Origin of the sequence: Streptomyces sp. NPDC002994 (assembly GCF_040611155.1) — a bacterium.
Lineage (GTDB): Bacteria > Actinomycetota > Actinomycetes > Streptomycetales > Streptomycetaceae > Streptomyces.
This window is the reverse complement of sequence record NZ_JBEXNQ010000009.1, coordinates 193,690-217,259: the sequence shown is the minus strand read 5'-3', so window position 1 is coordinate 217,259 and position 23,570 is coordinate 193,690. Positions and strand designations below refer to the sequence as shown.

Annotated in this window: 20 protein-coding genes and 5 tRNA genes; 11 read left to right on the top strand and 14 right to left on the bottom strand. The window is 69.8% G+C overall.

Annotation, left to right across the window (positions count from 1 at the left end; genetic code table 11):
- Positions 1-71: 71 nt before the first annotated feature.
- The 5 genes from ABZX79_RS14845 to ABZX79_RS14825 all read right to left on the bottom strand — a co-directional run bounded on the left by ABZX79_RS14845 (position 72) and on the right by ABZX79_RS14825 (position 4,498).
- The gene (locus ABZX79_RS14845) at positions 72-2,393 is read right to left on the bottom strand and encodes a DEAD/DEAH box helicase (protein ID WP_355256226.1); all 2,322 of its coding nucleotides are present in this window, start codon (positions 2,391-2,393) and stop codon (positions 72-74) included.
- Between the two features lie 229 nt (positions 2,394-2,622).
- Positions 2,623-3,141 carry a hypothetical protein gene (locus ABZX79_RS14840; RefSeq protein WP_355256223.1) on the bottom strand — a complete coding sequence of 173 codons (519 nt, stop codon included), beginning with the start codon at positions 3,139-3,141 and terminating at the stop codon, positions 2,623-2,625.
- 174 nt (positions 3,142-3,315) lie between these two features.
- Positions 3,316-3,678 carry a CrcB family protein gene (locus ABZX79_RS14835; RefSeq protein ID WP_355256220.1) on the bottom strand — a complete coding sequence of 121 codons (363 nt, stop codon included), beginning with the start codon at positions 3,676-3,678 and terminating at the stop codon, positions 3,316-3,318.
- The gene (locus tag ABZX79_RS14830) at positions 3,675-4,139 is read right to left on the bottom strand and encodes a CrcB family protein (RefSeq protein ID WP_355256217.1); all 465 of its coding nucleotides are present in this window, start codon (positions 4,137-4,139) and stop codon (positions 3,675-3,677) included. The genes ABZX79_RS14835 and ABZX79_RS14830 overlap by 4 nt, the downstream gene beginning before the upstream one ends.
- On the bottom strand, positions 4,136-4,498 hold the full coding sequence (locus ABZX79_RS14825; protein ID WP_028815096.1) for a metallopeptidase family protein: 363 nt from the start codon (positions 4,496-4,498) through the stop codon (positions 4,136-4,138). Before ABZX79_RS14825 ends, ABZX79_RS14830 begins: the two co-directional genes overlap by 4 nt.
- Before the next feature lie 86 nt (positions 4,499-4,584).
- Here ABZX79_RS14825 and ABZX79_RS14820 point away from each other — a divergent pair, with 86 nt between their 5' ends.
- The 5 genes from ABZX79_RS14820 to ABZX79_RS14800 all read left to right on the top strand — a co-directional run bounded on the left by ABZX79_RS14820 (position 4,585) and on the right by ABZX79_RS14800 (position 6,842).
- A complete protein-coding gene (locus tag ABZX79_RS14820) occupies positions 4,585-6,147 on the top strand; it encodes a metallophosphoesterase (protein ID WP_355256214.1) in 1,563 nt (520 codons plus the stop codon).
- Between the two features lie 176 nt (positions 6,148-6,323).
- Positions 6,324-6,396: transfer RNA gene (locus ABZX79_RS14815), tRNA-Glu, on the top strand.
- Positions 6,397-6,434: 38 nt separating this feature from the next.
- Positions 6,435-6,509 (top strand) — tRNA-Asp (locus tag ABZX79_RS14810).
- 22 nt (positions 6,510-6,531) lie between these two features.
- Positions 6,532-6,608 (top strand) — tRNA-Phe (locus tag ABZX79_RS14805).
- A gap of 157 nt (positions 6,609-6,765) precedes the next feature.
- Positions 6,766-6,842: transfer RNA gene (locus tag ABZX79_RS14800), tRNA-Phe, on the top strand.
- Between the two features lie 37 nt (positions 6,843-6,879).
- Here ABZX79_RS14800 and ABZX79_RS14795 read toward each other — a convergent pair.
- The 3 genes from ABZX79_RS14795 to ABZX79_RS14785 form a co-directional block, all read right to left on the bottom strand.
- Entirely contained in the window at positions 6,880-7,719 is an 840-nt protein-coding gene (locus ABZX79_RS14795) for a cytochrome c biogenesis CcdA family protein (RefSeq protein ID WP_355256211.1), read from the bottom strand.
- Positions 7,716-8,447, bottom strand: coding sequence for a thioredoxin domain-containing protein (locus ABZX79_RS14790; RefSeq protein WP_355256208.1), 732 nt, complete (start codon positions 8,445-8,447; stop codon positions 7,716-7,718). The genes ABZX79_RS14795 and ABZX79_RS14790 overlap by 4 nt, the downstream gene beginning before the upstream one ends.
- 199 nt (positions 8,448-8,646) lie before the next feature.
- Positions 8,647-9,063 carry a hypothetical protein gene (locus ABZX79_RS14785; RefSeq protein WP_355256205.1) on the bottom strand — a complete coding sequence of 139 codons (417 nt, stop codon included), beginning with the start codon at positions 9,061-9,063 and terminating at the stop codon, positions 8,647-8,649.
- Between the two features lie 127 nt (positions 9,064-9,190).
- On the opposite strand from ABZX79_RS14785, the gene hrpA reads away from it, so the two are divergent.
- The 3 genes from hrpA to ABZX79_RS14770 all read left to right on the top strand — a co-directional run bounded on the left by hrpA (position 9,191) and on the right by ABZX79_RS14770 (position 13,629).
- Entirely contained in the window at positions 9,191-13,111 is a 3,921-nt protein-coding gene (gene hrpA, locus ABZX79_RS14780) for an ATP-dependent RNA helicase HrpA (protein ID WP_355256202.1), read from the top strand.
- A gap of 93 nt (positions 13,112-13,204) precedes the next feature.
- Positions 13,205-13,279, top strand: a tRNA-Asp gene (locus ABZX79_RS14775).
- A 125-nt stretch (positions 13,280-13,404) separates the two neighbouring features.
- Positions 13,405-13,629 carry a DUF6274 family protein gene (locus tag ABZX79_RS14770; RefSeq protein WP_355256199.1) on the top strand — a complete coding sequence of 75 codons (225 nt, stop codon included), beginning with the start codon at positions 13,405-13,407 and terminating at the stop codon, positions 13,627-13,629.
- A gap of 379 nt (positions 13,630-14,008) precedes the next feature.
- On the opposite strand, the gene bldC is transcribed toward ABZX79_RS14770, so the two are convergent.
- Both bldC and ABZX79_RS14760 read right to left on the bottom strand, forming a co-directional pair.
- A complete protein-coding gene (gene bldC, locus ABZX79_RS14765; protein ID WP_003949541.1) occupies positions 14,009-14,215 on the bottom strand; it encodes a developmental transcriptional regulator BldC in 207 nt (68 codons plus the stop codon).
- Positions 14,216-14,695: 480 nt separating this feature from the next.
- The gene (locus ABZX79_RS14760; RefSeq protein WP_355256196.1) at positions 14,696-15,547 is read right to left on the bottom strand and encodes a hypothetical protein; all 852 of its coding nucleotides are present in this window, start codon (positions 15,545-15,547) and stop codon (positions 14,696-14,698) included.
- Between the two features lie 213 nt (positions 15,548-15,760).
- Between ABZX79_RS14760 and ABZX79_RS14755 the strand changes: the two genes are divergently transcribed.
- A complete protein-coding gene (locus ABZX79_RS14755) occupies positions 15,761-16,843 on the top strand; it encodes a Glu/Leu/Phe/Val dehydrogenase dimerization domain-containing protein (protein WP_355256193.1) in 1,083 nt (360 codons plus the stop codon).
- A gap of 299 nt (positions 16,844-17,142) precedes the next feature.
- Positions 17,143-17,403 (top strand): DUF3073 domain-containing protein, encoded by a 261-nt coding sequence (locus ABZX79_RS14750; protein WP_069928096.1) that lies wholly within the window; start codon positions 17,143-17,145, stop codon positions 17,401-17,403.
- A 101-nt stretch (positions 17,404-17,504) separates the two neighbouring features.
- On the opposite strand, the gene purM is transcribed toward ABZX79_RS14750, so the two are convergent.
- Together purM and purF are read right to left on the bottom strand one after the other, a co-directional pair.
- On the bottom strand, positions 17,505-18,578 hold the full coding sequence (gene purM, locus ABZX79_RS14745) for a phosphoribosylformylglycinamidine cyclo-ligase (RefSeq protein WP_355256190.1): 1,074 nt from the start codon (positions 18,576-18,578) through the stop codon (positions 17,505-17,507).
- A 33-nt stretch (positions 18,579-18,611) separates the two neighbouring features.
- Complete coding sequence (gene purF, locus ABZX79_RS14740) at positions 18,612-20,135, bottom strand: amidophosphoribosyltransferase (RefSeq protein WP_355256187.1); 1,524 nt, start codon at positions 20,133-20,135, stop codon at positions 18,612-18,614.
- A gap of 284 nt (positions 20,136-20,419) precedes the next feature.
- Between purF and ABZX79_RS14735 the strand changes: the two genes are divergently transcribed.
- Positions 20,420-21,745 (top strand): LPXTG cell wall anchor domain-containing protein, encoded by a 1,326-nt coding sequence (locus ABZX79_RS14735; RefSeq protein WP_355256184.1) that lies wholly within the window; start codon positions 20,420-20,422, stop codon positions 21,743-21,745.
- Between the two features lie 9 nt (positions 21,746-21,754).
- Here ABZX79_RS14735 and ABZX79_RS14730 read toward each other — a convergent pair whose 3' ends face one another.
- On the bottom strand, positions 21,755-22,603 hold the full coding sequence (locus ABZX79_RS14730) for an META domain-containing protein (protein ID WP_355256181.1): 849 nt from the start codon (positions 22,601-22,603) through the stop codon (positions 21,755-21,757).
- A 59-nt stretch (positions 22,604-22,662) separates the two neighbouring features.
- Complete coding sequence (locus ABZX79_RS14725; RefSeq protein ID WP_355256178.1) at positions 22,663-23,442, bottom strand: putative protein N(5)-glutamine methyltransferase; 780 nt, start codon at positions 23,440-23,442, stop codon at positions 22,663-22,665.
- Positions 23,443-23,570: the final 128 nt, after the last annotated feature.

Genomic DNA, 23,570 nt, shown 5'->3' with positions numbered 1-23,570 from the left:
AGCGGGCCCGTTCGTGAAGAACGGGCCCGCTTTCGCAGGTCAGCGGATTACGCCGCCGAGCTGATCAGCTATCAGCTGCGCTTCCAGCGCGGCTTGTCGTCGCGGCGGCCGAAGGAGCCGGTCGCCGTGCCGGTGCCGGTGCTGCCGCCGGCGCGGTGGCCGTCAGAACGGCCCTGCGGACGGTCGTGGCCGCCGGTGCGGAAGCCGCCGCCGGCCGGACGGTCGTCACGACGGTCGCGGTTGAACGGACGGTCGGCGCTGCCGGAGCGGAAGCCGCCACCGGTGGCCGGACGGTCGTCACGGCGCTGGAAGCCGCCACGCTCGGCGCCACCACGGTTGTCGTCACGACGGTCGTTGTCGCGGCGGAAGCCACCGCCACGGTTGTCGTCACGGCGCTCGAAGGGACGGCCACCACGGTCGCCACCACCGGTCGGACGGTCGTCGCGGCGCTGGAACCCGCCACGCTCGCCGCCACCACGGTTGTCGTCACGACGGAAGCCACCGCCACGGTTGTCGTCACGGCGCTCGAACGGGCGGCCACCACGGTCGCCACCACCGGTCGGACGGTCGTCGCGGCGCTGGAACCCGCCGCGCTCGCCGCCACCACGGTTGTCGTCACGACGGAAGCCACCACGGTCACCACCGCGGTCGCCACCGCGGTCGCCACCGCGGTCGCCGCCGCGGAAGCCGCCACGGTCGCCGCCGCGGTCGTCACGGCGCTGGAAGTTGCCGCGGTCGTCGCGACGCTCCGGCGCCGGCGCCGGAACAGCGGCGGCAGCCTCGGCGGCCGCGAGCTCGGCCTCGGCGGCCTTCGCCACCTCCGCCACAGCCTCGTCCGGGTCCTCGCCACGCTCGCGCGCCGCGCGGGCGACCAGACGAGTCGCCTCCTCGCGGAGCTCGGTCGCACGGCGCTGGATGCGCTCCAGCTCGCGGGTGAGCTCCTTGGCCTCGCGCTCCGCCTGCTTGGCGGCGTTGTTCGCGGAGTCGGCCTGGACCTCGGTCAGCGAACGGGCGCCGGTGATCTCGGCGACCTCCGGCTCGAACGCGCCCGCTCCACCGACGATGTGACGCGAGGCGTCGACGCCCGCGTCCTCCATCAGGCGGAAGATCTGGCGGCGCTGGTGCGGCAGGGAGAGCGAGACGACTACGCCGGACTTGCCGGCACGGGCGGTACGGCCCGAGCGGTGCAGGTAGTCCTTGTGGTCACCGGCCGGGTCCACGTTCAGCACCAGGTCGATGCCGTCGACGTGGATACCGCGAGCGGCGACGTCGGTGGCGACCAGGGCGTTGACGTAGCCCTTCTTGAAGTCTTCGAGGACACGCGTACGGGCGCCCTGCGTCATGCCGCCGTGCAGTGCGTCGGCCTTGACGCCCGAGTCCTGCAGCTGCTCGGCGATGCGGTCCGCGCCCAGCTGGGTGCGGACGAAGATGATCGTGCGGCCCTTGCGGGCGGCGATCGCGGCCGTGACCGGCGCCTTGTCCTTCGGCTTCACGACGAGGACGTGGTGGGTCATGGTCGAGACGTTGCCCTGCGCGCTGTCGACCTCGTGCGTGACGGGGTTCGTCAGGTAGCGCTTGACCAGCGTGCTGATCTCGTTCTCCATGGTGGCGGAGAAGAGCATGCGCTGGCCGCCGCCGGGGATCTGGTCGAGCAGCTCGGTGACCTCGGGCAGGAAGCCCAGGTCGGACATCTGGTCGGCCTCGTCGAGGACGGCGACCTGGACGTTCGCGAGCGACGCGGCGCCTCGGTTGAGGAGGTCGCGCAGACGGCCCGGGGTGGCGACGAGGACGTCGACGCCGCGCTCCAGGGCGTAGATCTGGTTGCTCATGGACGTACCGCCGCAGACGACCTTCATCTTCAGGCCGAGTACGTCGCCGTACGGCTGAAGCGCGTCCGCGACCTGCATCGCGAGCTCACGCGTCGGGGTCAGGATGATCGCGCGGGGCTTCTTCTTCTCGGTGTGACCGCCGGCCAGCTGGGCCAGGGTCGGCAGACCGAAGGAGAGCGTCTTGCCGGAGCCGGTGCGGCCACGGCCGAGGATGTCCTTGCCGGCCAGGGCGTCCGGGATGGTCGCGGCCTGGATCGGGAAGGGGGCGGTGACGCCGTTCTGCGCGAGCTTGCGGACGATGCCGTCCGGGAGGCCCAGGGAGGCGAAGGTCACAGTGGGCTCGGCGTCGACATCGGCGTTGGCGTCGGCAGCGTCATCGGCGAGCTCAGCGATGTCGCCGGCTTCGGCGATCTCAGCGATCTCGGCGAGCTCGGTGATCTCGGCGGCGATCTCGGTGGTGCTCTCCGCGGCCTCGATGACCTCGATGACCTCGACGGCGGTCTCTACGACCGTCTCGTTCTCGTTCTCGGGCATGGCGGTGCGGTCAGTGCTGGAAATGGACATACGAAATGCGAAACCTCTCGGAGTCTCGGCACGCGCCCAAACTCCGTGAAATCGCAAATCAATCGCAAATTCGACCGCCTCAGTGCGGTCAGGTCACGGTAAGGGAGAGTACGCGCCACGGGGCGCTCCAGGTCCTCGTTTTTTACGAGAACTCAACGGCGCCGGGCAATGGGATCAAACGATCTATAACCATACGCACCCTCCCCCCCTTATGGCAAACCGACCCCTCCTAAGCGGGTCCCACCTGCGGTGATGCCGCCGGCTCCCGCCGCATTTCGCGCCGCGTCCCCATCGCCGCCGTCTGCGTGTCCGCCGCCGGTGACGCCGAGGGCGGCGGAGGGCTCGGCTCCGGCTCGGACGGCTCCGGAGGCGGCGGCTCCGTGGCCGGCGGCGGCTCGGGCGGCTCCGGCGGCCGGGTCGGCTCCGGCGGCTGCTCGGTCGGCGTCGGCACCCCGGGGCGCGGCTTCGGCGGGGTGCCGCCAGGCCGGGGCGGAACCCCGGCGCTCTTCGAGGGCGCGGCCGAGGCGCCCGGCGACGCGCCGGGGCTCGCCGACGGGTCGTCCCCGGCCTTGCCGTCGTCCGCCTTGCCGCCGCCGTCGCGGCCCGATGCCCCGGGTTCGCCCGTACGTCCGATTCCTGCCCCGCGCTGCGCCGTCCCGCCGTCCGGCTCCGCCGCCGCTGCCCCCTGCCGGGCGGCCGCCGAACGGGACGGGGCCGGCTTGCCGTCCTCGTCGTCGCTTACGCTCATGCAGCCCGCGGACGCCGCGACCGCGAGTACGGCAACGGCCAATCTGGCAGGGGCCAAACGGACACGACGGGGCAACTGGCGCACGGGGCGCACCTCCGGGGCACGGCGGGCGGGATTTCACTGCCCAACTCCCTTTGGCCCACAAGGGACACGCCACAACGCCGGCCGGCGCCGCTACCCCGCCGACCCCCGCGCGAGTTCGAACCCCAGAAAGACCGCGCCGAGCCCCACCAGCAACGAAGCCCCCACATTGGCCACCGCGAGAAACTTCCAGCCCCGCTCGGCCAGCCGCAGCGTCTCGTAGCTGAAGGTCGAGTACGTCGAAAGGGCCCCGCACAGCCCGGTCCCGAGCAGCGCGTACGTCCCCGAGGACACCAGCGCCCCCGTCAGCACCCCCAGCACCAGGCTCGCCCCCGCGTTCACCACGAACGTCCCCCACGGGAACACCGAATCGTGCCGCGCCTGCACCGCACGGTCCGTCAGATACCGCAGCGGCGCCCCGACCGCAGCCCCCACCGCCACCAGCAGCCAGGTCATCCCGGGGCCCCCGCCCCCGCGACGGCGGCCCGCGTCACCGCCACGCCCAGCCACACCGCACCCATCGCCCCCGCGAACGTCCCGGCGGCGTACGCCATCGCGGCGAGCGCGTCCCCCCGCTCCAGCAGCCGCGCCACATCCACGGCGTACGTGGAGAAGGTCGTGAAGCCGCCCAGCACGCCGACCCCGAGGAACGGCCGCACCAGCGCATGCCCGCGCCCCTGCTCACTCACCAGCACCATCAGGACGCCGATCAGGGCGCAGCCCACCACGTTGACGCCGAAGGTCGTCCACACGCTCCCCGGCCACACCAGAGACGCCCCGTACCGCGCCAGCGCCCCCAGCGCGCCGCCCGCCGATATGGCCCCGAGCACCCGCCACTTGCCGTGGCCTGCCAGCTCGGCGCGGTCGGCGGGCACATGCAGATCAACATCCGGATCGACCGGCTCGACCGCACTCACCCGTACCCCAGCGCGTGCAGCCTCTCGTCGTCGATCCCGAAGTGGTGCGCCACCTCGTGGACGACGGTGATCTCCGTCTCCGCGACGACGTCCTCCCGGGACTCGCACATCCGCAGCGTCGGCCCCCGGTAGATCGTGATCCGGTCCGGCAGCACGCCCGCGTACCACTCGCCACGGTCCGTCAGCGGGGTTCCCTCGTAGAGGCCCAGCAGATCGGGACCGTGGTCGGGATCGTCCGTGGCCGGCTCGTCCTCCACGAACACCGCGACGTTGTCCATCAGTCGCGTCAGCTCCGGCGGGATCCTGTCCAGCGCCTCGGCGACCAGTTCCTCGAACTCCTCACGCGTCATCTCCAGCACCCGGCCATTGTCACGTAAATCCGTGCGACGGGGTGGGCTGAGCACCGGTGGGCATGGGGCCCCGCCCGGATGGGCATACGGGACCAATGGCCCGCGCCCCTTTCCGTGCCAAGCTGCCCCGATCGCTGACCCGGCCGCTGACCGGCCCGCTGACCCGACTGCGACGCCACTACGGCTCCCGCCGCACCGCGCCGACCAGCACCCTTCTGCACACCCCGCATCCGTACGCGCGCGTGCTCGGCCTCGCCGCCGTGGTCCTCGTCGGCGCCTGGCTCGGCCTGCTGATCGTCGGCAGCGTCCGTACGCCGGTCGGCCCGATGGACACCACCATGACGCTGCGCGCGTCCACCGCGGGCGGCACGAAGATCAACGTGTCCCCGCTGGGCGCCCTCGAACTCAACACCCACATCGCCCCCATCCGCCTGGACGTGGACGTCGACCAACTGGACCCGGTCCGCTCCCAGGCCCTGGTCGAGCACCCCGAACGCCTCTCCGGCCTCCAGGAAGAGATCACCCAGGACGTCGCCGACGGCACGACCGACCTGGCCGTACGGTCCTGTGTCGCCGTCGTCTCGGGCGCCACCGCCCTCGGGCTCGCCGTCTACCGGCGCCCGCGCCGCGCCCTGGCGGCGGGCGGCCTCGCGCTCGCCCTGCTGACGGCGTCGGGCATCAGCGCGTACGCCACCTGGAACCCGAAGTCGGTCCTGGAGCCCAAGTTCTCCGGGCTCCTGTCCTCCGCGCCCTCCCTGGTCGGCAACGCGCGCAGCATCGTCAGCGAGTTCGACGTCTACCAGAAGGAGCTGGCGCGCCTGGTCACCAATGTGACGAAGCTGTACGACGCCACTTCAACGCTCCCGACCTACCGACCGGACCCCGCCACGATGCGCGTCCTCCACGTCTCGGACATCCACCTGAACCCGGCGTCGTGGCACATCATCGGCTCGCTGGTCGAGCAGTACGACATCGACGTGATCATCGACTCCGGCGACACCATGGACCACGGCACGGCTGCCGAGAACGGCTTCCTGGACCCGATTCCCGACCTCGGCGCCCCGTACGTCTGGGTCCGCGGCAACCACGATTCGCTCGCCACCCAGCGCTACCTCGAAGGCATGGGGAACGGCGTACACGTCCTGGACGAGGGCAAGGCGGTCACGGTCGCGGGGATCCGGGTGGCGGGCACGGGCGATCCGCAGTTCACCCCGGACCGCTCGGTCGAGGCGCAGGGCGACCCGGCGGAACGCATGGCGGGCATCCGCCTCGCCTCGGCCCTGCGCGACCAGCGGCGCGCCGGCACGCCCGTCGACATCGCGGTGGCGCACAACCCGGTCGCGGCCCGCGAAACGGACGGCACGGTGCCGCTGGTCCTGGCCGGCCACGTCCACAACCGCAAGACCGAGGTCCTCGACCACGGCACCCGCCTCAAGATCGAGGGCTCGACGGGCGGCGGCGGCCTGCGGGCGCTGCAGAACGACGAGCCGGAGAAGGTGCGTACGTCAGTCCTCTACCTGGACCGTACGACCAAGCGGCTGCAGGCGTGGGACGAGGTCACCCTGGGCGGCCTGGGCCTGACAACGGCCGAGGTCAGCCGCCACCTCCCGGAGGAGAACAGGCCCGGAGCGACCCCTTCGCCTATTCGGTTTGGCTGACACCGAAACGCCGTAGTACAGTCTCCGACGTGCCCAAGGGCGCCGGTCAGGGCTTGACCGTTCTGAGACCCCAGAGGTTGAAGAAGAAGCGGAACCTCTTGAGGGGAAGCGGAGTCACATGCTTCTCACGTCCCTCTGGGGGCGACAGACGCAGAAGCAGCAACACTAGCTGTTTTGCCCTCATCGTCTAGTGGCCCAGGACGCCGCCCTTTCAAGGCGGTAGCACGGGTTCGAATCCCGTTGGGGGCACGCACAACTGTGTGCGAGACTTGTCTCGCACCACGCTTGGTCCTGTGGAGCAGTTTGGAGTGCTCGCCACCCTGTCAAGGTGGAGGCCGCGGGTTCAAATCCCGTCAGGACCGCTGCGGATCGCGAGATCCGAGTGGCTGGGTAGCTCAGTTGGTACGAGCGATCGCCTGAAAAGCGATAGGTCGCCGGTTCGATCCCGGCCCCAGCCACCACTCCGAAGACCCCCGCCCACCGGACGGGGGTCTTTGCGTACCCCCCACCCCACCAACCAGCTCGCTGCCCTGCCAAGGTCGAGGCCGCGCCCGCGGCGCAGCCGCCATCGGGTACAGCAAATCCCGTCAGGACCGCTGCGGATCGAAAGATCCGAGTGGCCGGGTAGCTCAGTTGGTACGAGCGATCGCCTGAAAAGCGATAGGTCGCCGGTTCGATCCCGGCCCCAGCCACCACTTCGAAGGCCCCGTCCAGTGGACGGGGCCTTTCGCGTTAGCCCTCCTCGGCCGGTGCCTGGCGGCGGCGCCAGGAGCGCACGGCGAGTGCCAATCCCGCCACCGCCACCACGCCGGTCAGCAGCGCCGCGTCCGGCACCGACTCGCCGAGCCCGCTCACCCACTCCTCGACGGCGAACGAGTCGTCCACGTCCAGCAGCCCGGGCAGAGCCGTCGTCCCGTCGAATACGAGGAAGAGCGCGCCCAGCGCGATGAAGAAGAGCCCGGACAGCAGCGACGTGGTGTGCAGTTCGAAGCGCCCGGCCTTGAACGCCCGCCCCCGCAGCCACTGCCGCTTCCCCAGCTCGAACCGCTCCCAGAGCAGCGCGAGCAGGAACAGCGGCCCGGCCATGCCCAAGGCGTAGACGGCCAGCAGCAGTCCGCCGTACGCCGGGCTGCCACTCACGGCCGCGACCGTGAGGACGCTGCCGAGGATGGGACCCGCGCAGAACCCCGCCAGGCCGTAGACGGCCCCCAGGGCGTACACCGAGGCCGCGGTCGTCGGCCGGATCCGCCCGGAGAGGGCGGCGATACGGCGTGACGCGAAGCCTCTGCCGAGGATCTGCGCGACGCCGAGCGCGATGATCAGCCAGCCGCCGGCGAGAACGAGCTGGTCGCGGTGCCCGTAGAAGAGCCGCCCCGCGTACGAGCCGGCCGCGCCCAGCGGCACGAGGGTGGTGGCCAGTCCGGCGTAGAAGATGCCGGTCCTGGCCATCAGGCGTGACGCCGAGTCGATGGAGTACGCGAAGAAGGCGGGGAGGAGGAGTGCGCTGCACGGGCTGAGCAGGGCGAGCAGCCCGCCGAGGAAGGCGGCGAGATACCCGATGTCGGCGCTCACTCGGCGGCCTTCGCTGCCTTCGCTGCCGCCTCGATGGCCGTGGTGAAGGTCTCCGCCGGCTGGGCGCCGGCGATCGGGCGGCCGTTGACGAGGAAGGACGGCGTGGAGGTGGCGCCCAGCGTGTACGCCTCCTCCTGGTCCTTCTTCACGGCCTTCACGGCGGCTTCGCTGCCGGTGTCCCGGGTGAAGCGGGCGAGGTCCTTCACCCCTGCCTCCTCGGCCAGCGCCTTCAGCTGGGCGTCGCCGAAGCCCTTCTCCTTGGCGCCGTCGGCGTACGCGGCCGCGTGGAACTGCCAGAAGCGGCCCTGCTGCCCGGCCGCCCACGCCCCGCGGGCCGCCGCGTCCGACGCCTCGCCGAAGATCGGGAAGTTGCGCCATTCGATGCGCAGGGTGCCGTTCTCGACGTACTTCTTCACGAGGTCGCGCTCGGTGTCCCGGGCGAACTTTCCGCAGTAGCCGCACTTGAAATCGGCGTACTCGATGAGGACGACGGGCGCATCCGCCCTGCCCTGCGCCAGCGGGTCCTTGCCGTCGCGCCGGGCGAGCTTCGCCAGCTCGGGGTAGACGCCGGTCTGCGGATCGGCGGAGACCTCGTCGGTGGAGACAGCGGTGCGGGTCTCGCCGGGCGGCTTGGTGGCGGTGTACGAGACGACACCGAGCAGGACGGCTGCTGCGGCGACGGCCGCGCCGATGGCGACCGGCTTGGAGCGGGTACGGGAGGAGGTCATGGGTGTTCGGTACTCCTGGATGGAATGCGGGACGTGGAAGTGGGCCGGTCCTCGACAAAATCCAGCCCGTCCGGCGTTTGAGGACACCGCCCGGAGGGCGGTCGGGGTCTGGGGCCTGCCCCCACGCGGCGGCAGCCGCGAAGTGTCACAGCGGGAAGGGGCGGGGCGGGTAGGGGAAACAGCCCGCCGCAGGCGCGCCCTACACCCGCAGGATCGAGAGGTCCATCGGCGTCGGTGGGGCCACCGGCGGGGGCCAGTGGTCCGGGGCGAGGTCCGGGACCAAGGCCTCGGCGCCCCAGGAGCCGGCCCCGGCCCGGGCGTCGTACAGGGCGGGCAGCAGCTCGTACGCCGCCCCACTCCGCCCCGGCGCCGCAGGAACGCTCCCCACGCCGTCCCCGCCCGGCTCACGGCAACCGGGGCCGGGCTCCCGCTCGCCGGCGGAGGGGGAACCTTCCGGCGCCACGACCGCCACGACCGCCACAACCGCCCCGGTCGCAACCGGAGCCCCCGCAGCACGCACGCCCCCGGCCCCCGTGTCCGTACACAGCAGCAGCACGGCCACCGCAAGCAGCATCCCCAGCAGCGCACTCACCGTCGCGGGCCTGACCTGGGGCATTGGCTCTGGATCTCCTGTCCGGGGAACGTCTCGCCCAGCGTAAAGGCTGCGACGCCGCCACCCCCGCCCCCGCCCCGCGGAAATCGGTTCGCCAGTCGCAAGCGGCGGGTGAGATCCTGAATCAGGTATGTCTACTTCCTTCGCCGACCTCCAGACCGTGCTCGGAGGGCTGCCGCTCCGCGACGCCCACCGGCTCGGCCGCCGTCTCGACGGCGCCCGTCGCATCCGCAAGCCCGACGCCCGCCAGGCCGTACTGGACGAAATCGCCGCCGAGGCGGAGAAGTCCGCCGCCCGCCTGGCGCAGCGTGCTGCCCGGATGCCCGAGATCACGTATCCGGAGTCGCTGCCGGTCAGCCAGCGCAAGGACGACATCGCCGAGGCGATACGCGACCACCAGGTCGTGATCGTCGCGGGCGAGACCGGCTCCGGCAAGACCACGCAGATCCCGAAGATCTGCATGGAGCTCGGCCGTGGCGTGAAGGGCATGATCGGCCACACCCAGCCCCGCCGCATCGCCGCCCGCACCGTCGCCGAACGCATCGCGGACGAGCTGAAGACCCCGCTCGGCGAGGCGGTCGGCTGGAAGGTCCGGTTCACCGATCAGGTCAACCCGGACGCCACCTTCGTCAAGCTCATGACGGACGGCATCCTGCTCGCCGAGATCCAGACGGACCGCGACCTGCGCGCGTACGACACGATCATCATCGACGAGGCCCACGAGCGGTCGCTCAACATCGACTTCCTCCTCGGCTACCTCGCCCAGTTGCTCCCCAAGCGCCCGGACCTCAAGGTCGTCATCACCTCGGCGACCATCGACCCGCAGCGCTTCTCCCGCCACTTCGGCGACGCGCCCATCGTCGAGGTCAGCGGCCGTACGTACCCCGTCGAGGTCCGCTACCGACCCCTCCTCGAGGACGACAGCGACGACTCCGACCGCGACCAGATCACCGCCATCGCCGACGCCGTCGACGAGCTCCAGGCCGAAGGCCCGGGCGACATCCTCGTCTTCCTCTCCGGCGAGCGCGAGATCCGCGACACCGCCGACGCGCTCAACAAGAAGAACCTCCGCCACACCGAGGTCCTCCCCCTCTACGCCCGCCTGTCGCACGCCGAGCAGCACCGCGTCTTCCAGCGCCACACCGGCCGCCGGATCGTCCTCGCCACCAACGTCGCCGAGACCTCGCTCACCGTCCCCGGCATCAAGTACGTGATCGACCCGGGCACCGCCCGCATCTCCCGCTACAGCCACCGCACCAAGGTCCAGCGCCTGCCGATCGAGCGGATCAGCCAGGCCAGCGCCAACCAGCGCAAGGGCCGTTGCGGCCGTACGTCCGACGGCATCTGCATCCGGCTGTACGACGAGGACGACTTCCTCACCCGGCCCGAGTTCACCGACGCCGAGATCCTGCGTACGAACCTCGCCTCCGTCATCCTCCAGATGACCGCCGCCGGTCTCGGTGAGATCGAGAAGTTCCCCTTCATCGATCCCCCGGACCACCGCAACATCCGCGACGGTGTCCAGCTCCTCCAGGAGCTCGGCGCGCTTGATCCCACCGAGAAGGATCCTAAGAAGCGCCTCACCGACCAGGGCCGCAAGCTCGCCCAGCTCCCCGTCGACCCCCGCCTGGCCCGCATGGTCCTGGAGGCCGACAAGAACGGCTGCGTACGCGAGGTCATGGTGATCGCCTCCGCGCTCTCCATCCAGGACCCGCGCGAGCGGCCCTCCGAGAAGCAGCAACAGGCCGACCAGCAGCACGCCCGCTTCAAGGACGAGACGTCCGACTTCCTCGCCTTCCTCAACCTCTGGCGGTACGTCCGCGAGCAGCAGAAGGAGCGGGGCTCCTCCAGCTTCCGCCGGATGTGCAAGCAGGAGTACCTCAACTTCCTGCGCATTCGCGAATGGCAGGACATCTATACCCAGCTGCGCTCGGTCGCGAGGCAGATGGGCATACACGTCAACGAGGACGACGCGCCCGAGCTGTCCGTCCACCAGTCCCTGCTCGCCGGCCTGCTCTCCCACATCGGGCTGAAGGACACCGAGAAGAACGAGTACCTGGGTGCCCGCAGCGCCAAGTTCGCGATCTTCCCCGGCTCGGCGCTGTTCAAGAAGCAGCCCCGCTTCATCATGTCCGCCGAGCTGGTCGAAACGTCACGCCTGTGGGCACGGGTCAACGCGAAGATCGAGCCGGAGTGGATCGAACCGCTCGCCCAGCACCTCCTCAAGCGCACGTACAGCGAGCCGCACTGGGAGAAGGACCAGGCGGCCGTCATGGCGTACGAGAGGGTCACGCTGTACGGCGTCCCGATCGTCGCCCAGCGCAAGGTCAACTACGGCCGGATCGACGCAGAGACGAGTCGCGACCTTTTCATTCGCAACGCACTGGTCGAAGGTGACTGGCGTACGCACCACAAGTTCTACGCGGACAACCGCAAGCTGCTCACCGAGGTCGAGGAGCTGGAGCACCGCGCCCGCCGCCGCGACATCCTCGTGGACGACGAGACGCTCTTCGACTTCTACGACAAGCGCATCCCCGAACACGTCGTATCGGGCGCGCACTTCGACTCGTGGTGGAAGCACAAGAAGCGCGAAGAGCCCGAACTTCTCGATTTCGAGCGCGAGATGCTCATCAACGAGAAGGCCGGGCAGGTCACAAAGGATGACTATCCGGACTCCTGGCGGCAGGGGAAGCTCAAGTTCCGGGTGACGTACCAGTTCGAGCCGGGCGCGGACGCGGACGGTGTGACCGTCCACATCCCGCTCCAGGTGCTCAACCAGGTCACCTCCGAGGGCTTCGACTGGCAGATCCCCGGCCTGCGCACGGAAGTGGTCACCGAGCTGATCCGCTCCCTGCCCAAGCCGATCCGCCGGCACTACGTCCCGGCGCCGGACTACGCCCGCAAGTTCCTCGACCGGGCCGTGCCCCTCCAGGAGCCGCTGCCGCTGACGCTCGCGCGCGAGCTGAAGCGGATGGTCGGCGTCCCCGTGGAGGCCGACGACTTCGATCTCTCGCGCGTCCCGGACCACCTGAAGATCACGTTCCGGATCGTCGACGAGCGCCGCAAAAACCTCGCCGAGGACAAGGACCTGGAGGCGCTGCGGCTGAAGCTGCGCCCCAAGGCCCGTCAGGCGCTCTCCAAGGCCGCCGCGGCGACGGCAGGGCCATCGGGCGAGTCCATCGAACGTACGGGCCTCACGGACTGGACCATCGGCACGCTCAGCCGCGTCTTCGAGACGAGGAGGGCCGGGCAGCCGGTCCGGGCGTATCCGGCCCTCGTCGACGACGGTGCGAGCGTCTCCGTACGGCTCTTCGACACGGAGGCCGAGCAGCAGCAGGCGATGTGGCGGGGCACGCGTCGGCTCGTCCTGCTCAACATCCCGGTGAACCCGGCGAAGTTCGCCTCCGAAAAGCTCAGCAATCAGGCCAAACTTGCCCTTTCGCGCAATCCGCACGGCTCGATCCAGGCCCTCTTCGAGGACTGCGCCACCGCTGCCGCCGACAAGCTGATCGCGGACCACGGCGGCCCGGCCTGGGACGAGGAATCGTTCCGGAAGCTGTACGACAAGGTCCGCGCCGACCTCGTGGACGCGACCGTACGCACGGTGAACCAGGTCCAGCAGATCCTGGCCGCCTGGCAGGCCTGCGAGCGCCGCCTGAAGGCCACGAACAGCCTGACCCTGGTCAAGAACGTCGCCGACGTACGGGACCAGCTGGCGGCCCTGGTGCCGGCCGGGTTCGTCACGAAGACGGGGCTGCGCCGGCTGCCCGATCTGATGCGCTACCTCGTCGCGGTGGACCGCAGGCTCCAGCAGATGCCCACGGCCGTCCAGCGCGACACCACGCGCATGGAGAAGGTCCACGAGATGCAGGACGAGTACGCGTGGCTGCTGGAGCAGCTGCCGCAGGGCAGGCCCGTGCCGCAGGAAGTCCTGAACATCCGCTGGATGATCGAGGAGCTGCGGGTGAGCTACTTCGCGCACGCCCTGGGAACACCCCAGCCGGTCTCGGACAAGCGGATTGTGGCGGCGATCGACGCGGCGGCGCCGTAACTCCTCCGTCGCCTTGAGTGAGTTCGCCCGCACCCCCTGACCTGCTGTACAGTCTGTCTTCGCAGCGCCACGCAGTACGGCGAAGCGAATCAAGGTCCTGTGGAGCAGTTTGGAGTGCTCGCCACCCTGTCAAGGTGGAGGCCGCGGGTTCAAATCCCGTCAGGACCGCATCGAATGAAGTACAGAAGGCCCGGATCCGTATGGATCCGGGCCTTCTTGCGTCTTGACTGCGTCATCTGCCACCGGTACCCAGGCATCAGGGCATCGGGGGCCCGTACCGGGGAGGTGACGCAATGGCGGCATCCACTGCCAGGCACGAGACGCGCGCACTGCTACGCGCCCATCTGGCGGCCTCGACGGGCTATCGCCACCTCACTCGGCACTGCCCCATCTGCCACCGCCTCCTGCGGCTGGCCATGGAGCCGGAACCGGGCGAGCCCGTCGCGGAAGTCGAGCCGGCGGACGAGCGCACCGACGACGCAGGGACCACCGAGGACAAGAGTCCCCCAGCTCCGTGATCCTCTATCGCTGGTAGGCCCTGAATAAACAAGAGTTGAGCCATGTGACGGGTGTCACCGCACGAGTTTTGGAAACTGGTGCACTTACACCCTCCCTACAACCGCTCAATTTAATATGTGCAATTGCACCTCTCCGAAGGGCTGCCCAAAGCCCCCCGAAAGGCCGGTGGACCGCAGGTCAGAGCGGTCGGCGGGCACCCCGGCGCGGGCACAAAAAAAGATCGCGCTGGACCCGGCGGAGTCCAGCGCGATCAACGACGCACCCGTCTTGCATGGATGTGGCGCCTGTTGGGGCAGACGCCTGTCGTGTGGTGCTCAGGTGGGCGTCCGGGTTGGGGGACCCGGAGGAATGCCCGATAAAGCGGGGTTATGCGGTTGTTCAGGCCTCGCTGCGCTGCTGCGGAATACCCGCAAGCAGTGCGCGGACCTCTGCCTCGCGGTAACGCCGGTGTCCACCAAGCGTGCGGATGGACGTGAGCTTGCCTGCCTTGGCCCAGCGCGTGACCGTCTTCGGGTCCACGCGGAACATCGTGGCAACCTCAGCCGGGGTCAGCAGCGGCTCGGCGTCAGGGGTGCGAGCGGTCATGAGCGGCCTCCTCGGGAGAACCGAACCATCACGGTTCTTTCCTCTAAATTCTGCACCTTGACCCGCGTTGCCCGAAATGGCGGACGCGGGCCGAGTCGGTTATAGGACGAACGGCTTGTCCTCGGCACTACAACTACACCATCCGTCCAGCCACGTCGGCCAAACCGATGGAATTGCCCTCCCAGGTGTTCATCAGCGACGAAGCCGATGGACCATGCCATAGCGGACAGTCACGTCACAGTGACGATCAGTCACAGAGCGATCAGGAGCCACCAGACCCCTCATAGCGCGCATTACCGAGCTATTCTGCCCGTAGGTGGACAGAAGGAGCCCTCGCCGGACTCCTTGTCCTATTTTGGCATGAGGGTGGGCGATGGGCGCAAGAGCCCGCTTAGTGCTGTCCGTCACGCTTGAGGCAAAGGCCCGGATCAGGACCTACGTCCCGGCGCGCCGGAGCCGCCGATCATCACCCGGCCGCCCTCAGTTCGCGAACTGGCGCTCGCGCACTACCCGCCACCGCTCCGTGAGCCGTCCGTACGCCTCCCCGGCCGCCGCACCGTCCCCGGCCTTCAGCGCCGCGATCCCCTCGGCCACGTCCGCCGCCGAGAGGTCCTCGGCCAGATGCTCCTCGGGAAGTACGAGCGCGAGGCCGCCGTAATCGAGCTCAACCAGTGAACGGGGGTGGAATTCCTCCAGCCAGCGCCCCACATCCACCAGGCCGTCGACGAGCGGCTGCCCGGCCTCCTCGTCGAGGTTCTCCCGCAGCGCCTTCAGCGCCCGCGCCACCCGCCGCCGCGCCTGGGCCATGGGCGTCCGGTAGCGCAGTACGGCCGCCGCCTCCCCCTCGGCCTTCGCGTACTCCCGCTCCTCGCCCCCGAAGAGCGCGAACCAGCGCACCGGCACGTGCCACACCGAACTCCTGATCCACGGGCGCGCGTCCGGGTTGCGTTCCAGCCAGCGCTCGAAGTCCGCCGCCGCCTGCCGGCGCACCAGGGGCGGCAGCGCCGCGTCCAGCAGCGGCTCCGGGAAGAGCTCGGGCAGCTCCTCCAGCGCCAGCCAGCCGCGCAGCCGCGTCCGCCAGGGACAGACGCACACCACTCCGTCCACCTCGGTCACGAACGCGTCGCCGCTCTCGTGGACCGGCACCGGGACGGGCGGGGTGGGCAGCAAGTCCGCCAGGGAACGCCGCAGTTCGTCCTGCGCGGTGGGCAGCCGCTCGCGCTTCGCGTACTGCGTCCAGTGGCCGCGCTCCGACTCGGGGAAGGCGGCCAGCGGCTCGTACACCCGCAAATAGGAGACGTACGGGACGATCACCGATGACTCCTGGGCCACGCCTGCTCCTCACTCGGACCGGAGAAAACCTGAAAGAGAAAAACTGAAAAAACCGGAAAGGAAACCGGAGAGAAATCGTCCCACGCGTACTCCGCCAGGGGGTGATCCTCAGCACTGCCGCACGCCCGCGGCCCGCCAGGTCTTACTCTCTTGCTCATCAGCCCTCCCCACCCGCAGGAGGGCAAAGCCGCCTCGTACTTGGGAGTCACCACCGTGACCGACGCAACCGACGGCGTCCTGCACACCCTGTTCCGATCGGAACAGGGCGGCCACGAGCAAGTCGTGCTGTGCCAGGACCGTGCCTCCGGCCTCAAGGCCGTCATCGCCATCCACTCGACCGCCCTGGGCCCGGCCCTCGGCGGCACACGCTTCTACCCGTACGCGAGCGAGGAAGAGGCCGTCGCCGACGCGCTGAACCTCGCGCGCGGCATGTCGTACAAGAACGCCATGGCCGGACTCGACCACGGCGGCGGCAAGGCCGTGATCATCGGTGACCCCGAGACGCTCAAGAGCGAAGAGCTGCTCCTCGCGTACGGCCGGTTCGTGGACTCCCTCGGCGGGCGTTACGTGACCGCCTGCGACGTCGGCACGTACGTCGCCGACATGGACGTCGTCGCCCGCGAGACCCGCTGGGCCACCGGCCGCTCCCCCGAGAACGGCGGCGCCGGCGACTCGTCCGTACTGACCGCCTTCGGCGTCTTCCAGGGCATGCGGGCCTCGGCCCAGCACCTGTGGGGCGACCCGACCCTGCGCGGCCGCAAGGTCGGCATCGCGGGCGTCGGCAAGGTCGGCCACCACCTCGTCGAGCACCTCCTGGCGGACGGCGCCGAGGTAGTGATCACGGACGTACGGGAGGAGTCGGTACGCCGCATCACCGACCGTCACCAGAACGTCACCGTCGCCCGGGACACCGAGGCGCTGATCCGCGTCGAGGGTCTCGACATCTACGCCCCGTGCGCACTCGGCGGCGCGCTCAACGACGCCAGCGTCCCGGTGCTCACTGCGAAGGTGGTGTGCGGCGCGGCCAACAACCAGCTCGCCCACCCGGGCGTCGAGAAGGACCTCGCGGACCGCGGGATCCTCTACGCGCCCGACTACGTGGTGAACGCCGGCGGCGTGATCCAGGTCGCCGACGAGCTGCACGGCTTCGACTTCGACCGGTGCAAGGTGAAGGCCGCGAAGATCTTCGACACCACGCTGGCGATATTCGCACGTGCGAAGACGGACGGCATTCCGCCGGCCGCGGCGGCCGACAGGATCGCCGAGCAGAGGATGGCCGAGGCGCGCCGGAGCTGACCCGCGGGAGGGCCGGCCCGCCGTCGGTGTGACATGGGTGGGACATGACGAGACATGACTCACCCCCGTCGGCGGGTCGACCCTCAAGAAGAGGTTAAAATCGCAGTTGACCAGCGAGGACGGGGCTCCTCGAAGGTTCTGCGGCGAGGCGTTGCGTGCGGGCGGCGTACCGTATGGCCGCGGAAGCAGGTACCGTTGATGCCCTACGGACCGGTCTCTCCAAGGGGAGCCCGTTCCGAACCATGAACGCGTGTCAAGACTCTGGGGCCGTCGAGCCCCGTCACCGAGGGGGTCGAGCCATGGGGCGCGGCCGGGCAAAGGCCAAGCAGACTAAGGTCGCCCGCCAGCTGAAGTACAGCAGCGGCGGGACGGACCTGTCGCGTCTGGCCAACGAGCTGGGCGCTTCGACGACTTCGCAACAGCCGCCTAATGGCGAGCCGTTCGAGGACGACGACGAGGAAGACGACCCGTACGCACAGTACGCGGCTCAGTACAACGATGACGAGGACGAAGACTCGACCGAAGAGTCCGGTCCTTCGGCCCATCGTCGCGGCGCTTGACGTCCGTACACCTCGAACAGGCATTACACACGTAACCCGGTCTGGGGCCTCGGCCCCGGACCGGGTTCTGTGCTGCCACCGGTGACTACTTCGCGGCGCTTTTAATTCGAATACGTGCCCGTAAGCGTCGCGCCCGTGGTGTGGTCGCCGCGCTCGGTGATCTCTCCGGCGACCCAGGCGTCCACGCCGCGGTCGGCGAGGGTCTCCAGGGTCACGTTCACCGACTCCTCGGGGACGACGGCCACCATGCCGACACCCATGTTGAGGGTCTTTTCGAGTTCCAGGCGCTCGACCTGCCCGGCCTTGCCGACCAGGTCGAAGACCGCGCCGGGGGTCCAGGTGGAGCGGTCGACCGTGGCGTGCAGGCCGTCCGGGATCACACGGGCCAGGTTGTTCGCAAGACCGCCGCCCGTGATGTGGCTGAAAGCGTGCACCTCGGCGGTGCGGGTCAGGGCCAGGCAGTCCAGCGAGTAGATCTTGGTGGGCTCCAGGAGCTCCTCGCCGAGCGTACGGCCGAACTCCTCGACCTCGCGGTCCAGCGACCAGCCGGCGCGGTCGAAGACCACGTGGCGCACGAGTGAGTACCCGTTCGAGTGAAGACCGGAGGACGCCATGGCGATCACCGCGTCACCCTTACGGATACGGTCCGCGCCCAGCAGCCGGTCGTACTCCACCACGCCCGTACCGGCGCCCGCGACGTCGAAGTCGTCCTCGCCCAGCAGACCCGGGTGCTCGGCCGTCTCGCCGCCGACGAGGGCGCAGCCCGCGAGGACACAGCCCTCGGCGATGCCCTTGACGATGGCCGCGACACGCTCGGGATGCACCTTGCCGACACAGATGTAGTCGGTCATGAAGAGCGGCTCGGCGCCACAGACGACCAGGTCGTCGACGACCATGCCGACGAGGTCGTGCCCGATCGTGTCGTACACGCCCATCTTGCGGGCGAGGTCGACCTTCGTACCGACACCGTCGGTGGCGGAGGCGAGCACCGGACGCTCGTAGCGCTTGAGGGCGGAGGCGTCGAAGAGACCGGCGAAGCCGCCGAGGCCGCCGAGGCCCGTGACCTCGGGGCGCTGCGTCTTCTTCACCCACTCCTTCATGAGCTCTACGGCGCGGTCGCCCGCTTCGATGTCGACGCCCGCGGACGCGTAGCTGGCACCAGTCGTCTCAGACATTGCTGGGAACTTTCGTGTCGTGGAACGGGGGCGTTACGGGCGACGGAGCGCCTCGGCCGCGGCGTTCGCCGGGCCGGCCGCGAGCTCGGTCTCCAGAAGCTGCTTACCGAGCAGCTCGGGGTCCGGGAGCTCCATCGGGTACTCGCCGTCGAAGCAGGCGCGGCACAGGTTCGCCTTGGGAATGGTGGTCGACTCGATCATCCCGTCGATGGAGATGTACGAGAGCGAGTCGGCGCCCAGGGACTTGCCGATCTCGTCGATCGTCATGCCGTTGGCGATGAGCTCCGCGCGGGTCGCGAAGTCGATGCCGAAGAAGCAGGGCCACTTCACCGGCGGGGAGGAGATCCGGATGTGGATCTCGGCGGCGCCGGCCTCGCGGAGCATCTTGACCAGGGCTCGCTGGGTGTTGCCGCGGACGATCGAGTCGTCGACGACCACCAGTCGCTTGCCGCGGATGACTTCCTTGAGCGGGTTGAGCTTCAGGCGGATGCCGAGCTGGCGGATCGTCTGGGACGGCTGGATGAAGGTCCGGCCGACGTACGCGTTCTTGACGAGGCCCGAGCCGTACGGAATTCCGCTGGCTTCCGCGTAGCCGATGGCCGCGGGAGTGCCGGACTCGGGCGTAGCTATCACCAGGTCGGCGTCGGCCGGGGCTTCCTTGGCCAGTTTGCGCCCCATCTCCACACGCGAGAGATAGACGTTGCGGCCGGCGATGTCGGTGTCCGGGCGCGCCAGGTAGACGTACTCGAAGACACAGCCCTTGGGCTTCGCTTCCGCGAATCGGGAGGTGCGCAGGCCGTTCTCGTCGATGGCGAGCATCTCGCCCGGCTCGACCTCACGGACGTACGCGGCGCCGCAGATGTCGAGGGCGGCGGACTCGGAGGCCACCACCCAGCCGCGCTCGAGGCGGCCGAGGACCAGCGGGCGGATGCCCTGCGGGTCGCGGGCGGCGTAGAGCGTGCCCTCGTCCATGAAGACGAGGGAGAAGGCGCCCATGACCTCGGGGAGAACCTTTGCGGCGGCTTCCTCGACGGTGAGGGGCTTGCCGTCGTCGTCGGTCTGGCCGGCCAGCAGAGCTGTGACCAGGTCGGTGTCGTTGGTCGCGGCGACCTGGGTCGCGCGGCCGTTCTCCTTGGGCAGGGCGGCGACCATCTCGGCGAGCTGCGCCGTGTTGACCAGGTTGCCGTTGTGACCCAGGGCGATCGATCCGTGCGCGGTGGCACGGAAGGTCGGCTGTGCGTTCTCCCACACCGAGGCTCCGGTGGTGGAGTAGCGGGCATGGCCCACCGCGATATGGCCCTGGAGAGAGCTGAGAGAGGTTTCGTCGAAGACCTGCGAGACCAGTCCCATGTCCTTGAAGACGAGGATCTGGGACCCGTTGCTCACTGCGATGCCCGCGGACTCCTGTCCACGGTGCTGCAGGGCATACAGTCCGAAATAGGTGAGCTTGGCGACCTCTTCGCCGGGAGCCCAGACACCGAAGACGCCGCAAGCGTCCTGGGGGCCTTTCTCACCGGGGAGCAGGTCGTGGTTGAGTCGTCCATCACCACGAGGCACACCACCGAGTGTAGGCGAGATCGACCACTGGTCCGAATTGGGGATGCGGGACGGCTCCGGATCGGGGCGCTATGGGCGCATGCGGCCCGTAATCACGCGCCTTTCCCTGTCCATACGGGCATCCGCGAAGTGGGACGGGATCTTGAGGGTCCACTTGGCATGCGCACTGTACGTTGCTGCGCGTAGGCGCACTTAGCACACTGTATTCGCGTTTAACGGGTGCCGCGCTTGATCACGATGTCCTTCCCCCACTGTTTTCGTTTTGCGGCGGAAGGAACCCCCACATGCAGCCGACCTCCCGAGTGCGACGTCTGTCGGCCCTCGCCTGCGGCGTCGTACTCGCCTCGGCGGCGGCCCCCGCCGCGTACGCCGCCGAGGCGGCGCCCGACGGCCGGCGCGGTGTGCAGATCGTGATGGTGAACTTCAGCGACAGCGCGCACGGCGACCCCGCGAAGCTGGAGTCGACCCTGGAGTCCGCCTACTACGGCAAGAGCGGTTCCCTGACCTCGTACTACACCGAGATCACCCGGGGCAGGACCACCTTCGGACCGGCCGGTACGGACCTGGTGAGCGGGCCGCTCACGCTCCCCATGGCCGCCGCCTGCGACAGCGGCCGGATCGCGGACGAGACGCAGAAGGCGCTGATCGCGAAGGGCGTCGGGGAGAGCGCGTACGACCACGTCTCGATCGTCTTCCCGAACAAGAAGGCCAAGTGCGAGTACGCCGGACTGGGCACGGTCGGCGGCGGGAAAACCTGGATGCCGGACGAGCACTTCTCGATCGACGCGCTGGTCCATGAGTTCGGCCACAATCTCGGTTACCACCATCACCAGCGGCTGCGCTGTCCGGCCGGGGACCTGGGCGCCGGCTGCAAGGAGGACGGGACCAGTCACAAGTCCGTCATGGGCGGTGGCGGTTCGGCGGCCGGGCTGACGTCGCCCGAGCTGATCCACAACAAGTGGCTGGCGGGCGACGAACTCGCCGACGTCACCGAGTCCGGTACGTACAAGCTGCGCCCGCTGTACGGCGAGGGCAGCGGCGTCCGCGCGCTGCGCATCCCCCTCGGCGACAAGGACAGGATCGTCGTCGAGCTGCGGGCGAAGGCGGGGGCGCTCGACGGCGCGATCGAGGGCGTCCACGCCCACCGCGTCCTGGCGGACGACTACACGAGGTCGGCACTCATCGACCCGACGCCGGGTGACGGCAAGGCGCCGGACGCGGACGCGGTCAAGGCCGGGACGGAACTGACCGACACCGCGCGCAAGGTGCGGGTGAAGGTCGTGGCCTCCGGCAGGACGGAGGCGACGGTCGCCGTCAGCCTGGGCGGCGTGGCGCCGGGGTCGACTCCTGCTTCTGCTGCTTCTGCTTCCGCTCCGGAGATTTCGCCGGCACCTGGGGGCCCGGCCGCCGCCGCACCGGCCACGGCCGTCGCGTCCAAGGCGGCCGAGGCACCCGCGGCTCCGGAGTCCGGCGTACGCCCCCAAGGAGGCGAGCAGCGCCTGGCCGAGACCGGCGGCGACGCTTCCAGCTGGCCACTGGCCGTCGGGGGTGCGGCACTGGCGCTGGGCGGCGCGGCCGTGTTGGCGACGCTGCGCCGCCGTCGCGCGTAACCGTTCGGTCTACCTGGCGATCGCGACCGCTTCCAGTCCCTTGCCGCTCTCCGCGGTGAGGGACAGGGCCCGCTCGCGCACCTCATAGGCCGCCTTGCCGTCGAGGACCTTGAGCAGGGCCTTCTCGGCGTCCATCACCGGCGGCGCGCACATCTTCCGAGTCGTGGCGATCTTGGAGAAGGTGATGGTGGATCCGGAGACCTTCGCCTTGCCCGAGACGTTGTTGCAGCCGAGATGTCCGCCTACGGTCCCGTCCTCGCCGAAGAACAGCTTCGCCTTGGCCGCCGCGTCCCCGGGGAGTGAGGTGGCGGTGTCACCGTCACGCAGCGACTCGACCTTCCACTCGGTACCGAGGAGCTGCGCGTCGGGCTCGGGCTTGGTCTCGGAGAGGGCGATGGTGTCGCCCTCGGCCGTGGTCAGCGTCAGCTTGTCGTCCGTGACCTTGGCCTTCAGCTCACCGGTGAAGGTGCGCTGAAGGTGCTGCTCGAACTTCGCGATGTTCTTCGGACAGCCGATCTCGGTGGTCTGGCCGGGTCCCACAGTGATCGTGTCGCCCTTGACCTTCACATCGGCGCCGAAGCGATTGCAGCCGGTGTGCCCCTCGGCCCGCCCCTTGTCGTCGATCCGGACCGTGGCCTTCTCGGGTGCCGGCATCTTCTTCCCGTCGACGGTCACACTGTCGACGGTCCAGTCGATGCCGCTGAGCTGGAGGTCCGGCTTTACGGTGCCGTCGCCGCCGGCGCCCGGGCCCGACTCCGCGCCGCAGGCGGCCAGGGTGAGGACGGCGAGGACGGCCAGGGCGCTGACGGCGCCGGTGAGGGGGCGGCGGGCGGAGATGCGGGTGCGCGACGTATCCATGGCGATGGGACGGGACGAGTGGGGTTTCTGGTTCCACCGGCCCGGTTCCGCTTACGCACTCACCTGCCCCTGGTCCCGATGACGACGGTGGCGTACCGCTCGTCGGACGTGACGACCCGCGGGACCAGCCCGTCGCGGGCCACGGTCTCGACGGCCTGCGGCGCCTGGCGCTCGCTCGTCTCGAACAGCAGGTGGCCGCCCGGCGCCAGCCACCGCGCCGCTTGCGCCGTCACCCGCCGCAGTACGTCGAGCCCGTCGGCCCCGCCGTCGAGCGCGACCCGCGCCTCGTGGATGCGGGCCTCCGGGGGCAGCAGCTCTATCTCCTCGGTCGGTACGTACGGCACATTGGCCAGCAGTACGTCGACCCGTCCTCGCAGCGTGGCGGCGGGCAGCGGCGCGTAGAGGTCACCCTCGTAGACCTGGCCGCCGACGGCGGTGATGTTGCGCCGGGCGCATCGCACGGCGGCGGGGTCCACGTCGGCGGCGTACAGCTCGACCCGCTCCAGGGACGCGGCCAGCGCCGCGCCGAGCGCTCCCGAGCCGCAGCACAGGTCGACCACGACGGCCCGCGGCGGCGCGAGGGCCACGGCCTGCTGGACCAGGAACTCGGTGCGGCGGCGGGGGACGAAGACCCCGGGGTCCACGGCGATGCGGCGGCCGCAGAACTCGGCCCAGCCGAGGACGTGTTCGAGGGGCAGGCCGGCGATCCGGCGGTCCACCATGGCGGAGAGGTGGGCGCGATCGCGCGCGGTGGAGAGGAGCAAGTCCGCCTCGTCCTCGGCGAATACGCAGCCGGCGGCCCGAAGCCTGGTGACGATGAGAGAAGGAGAGAGAGACATGGGAAACCTTTCGGGACGCCGATGGGCGCTCCCTCGGTCACCTATGCCGGGTGAACCGCGCGGTCGCGAGATGAGAGCACCCGACCTGATACAGCGGTAATGGGTCTCACCTCCTTGGTGCGAAGTAC

What these genes read in the sequence shown, in the direction of transcription:
- ABZX79_RS14845 (WP_355256226.1), bottom strand. Translation starts at nt 2,393, where the DNA reads ATGTCCATTTCCAGCACTGACCGCACCGCCATGCCCGAGAACGAGAAC.
- ABZX79_RS14840 (WP_355256223.1), bottom strand. Translation starts at nt 3,141, where the DNA reads ATGAGCGTAAGCGACGACGAGGACGGCAAGCCGGCCCCGTCCCGTTCG.
- ABZX79_RS14835 (WP_355256220.1), bottom strand. Translation starts at nt 3,678, where the DNA reads ATGACCTGGCTGCTGGTGGCGGTGGGGGCTGCGGTCGGGGCGCCGCTG.
- ABZX79_RS14820 (WP_355256214.1), top strand. Translation starts at nt 4,585, where the DNA reads ATGGCCCGCGCCCCTTTCCGTGCCAAGCTGCCCCGATCGCTGACCCGG.
- ABZX79_RS14790 (WP_355256208.1), bottom strand. Translation starts at nt 8,447, where the DNA reads ATGACCTCCTCCCGTACCCGCTCCAAGCCGGTCGCCATCGGCGCGGCC.
- ABZX79_RS14785 (WP_355256205.1), bottom strand. Translation starts at nt 9,063, where the DNA reads ATGCCCCAGGTCAGGCCCGCGACGGTGAGTGCGCTGCTGGGGATGCTG.
- hrpA (WP_355256202.1), top strand. Translation starts at nt 9,191, where the DNA reads ATGTCTACTTCCTTCGCCGACCTCCAGACCGTGCTCGGAGGGCTGCCG.
- ABZX79_RS14770 (WP_355256199.1), top strand. Translation starts at nt 13,405, where the DNA reads ATGGCGGCATCCACTGCCAGGCACGAGACGCGCGCACTGCTACGCGCC.
- bldC (WP_003949541.1), bottom strand. Translation starts at nt 14,215, where the DNA reads ATGACCGCTCGCACCCCTGACGCCGAGCCGCTGCTGACCCCGGCTGAG.
- ABZX79_RS14750 (WP_069928096.1), top strand. Translation starts at nt 17,143, where the DNA reads ATGGGGCGCGGCCGGGCAAAGGCCAAGCAGACTAAGGTCGCCCGCCAG.
- purM (WP_355256190.1), bottom strand. Translation starts at nt 18,578, where the DNA reads ATGTCTGAGACGACTGGTGCCAGCTACGCGTCCGCGGGCGTCGACATC.
- ABZX79_RS14735 (WP_355256184.1), top strand. Translation starts at nt 20,420, where the DNA reads ATGCAGCCGACCTCCCGAGTGCGACGTCTGTCGGCCCTCGCCTGCGGC.
- ABZX79_RS14730 (WP_355256181.1), bottom strand. Translation starts at nt 22,603, where the DNA reads ATGGATACGTCGCGCACCCGCATCTCCGCCCGCCGCCCCCTCACCGGC.
- ABZX79_RS14725 (WP_355256178.1), bottom strand. Translation starts at nt 23,442, where the DNA reads ATGTCTCTCTCTCCTTCTCTCATCGTCACCAGGCTTCGGGCCGCCGGC.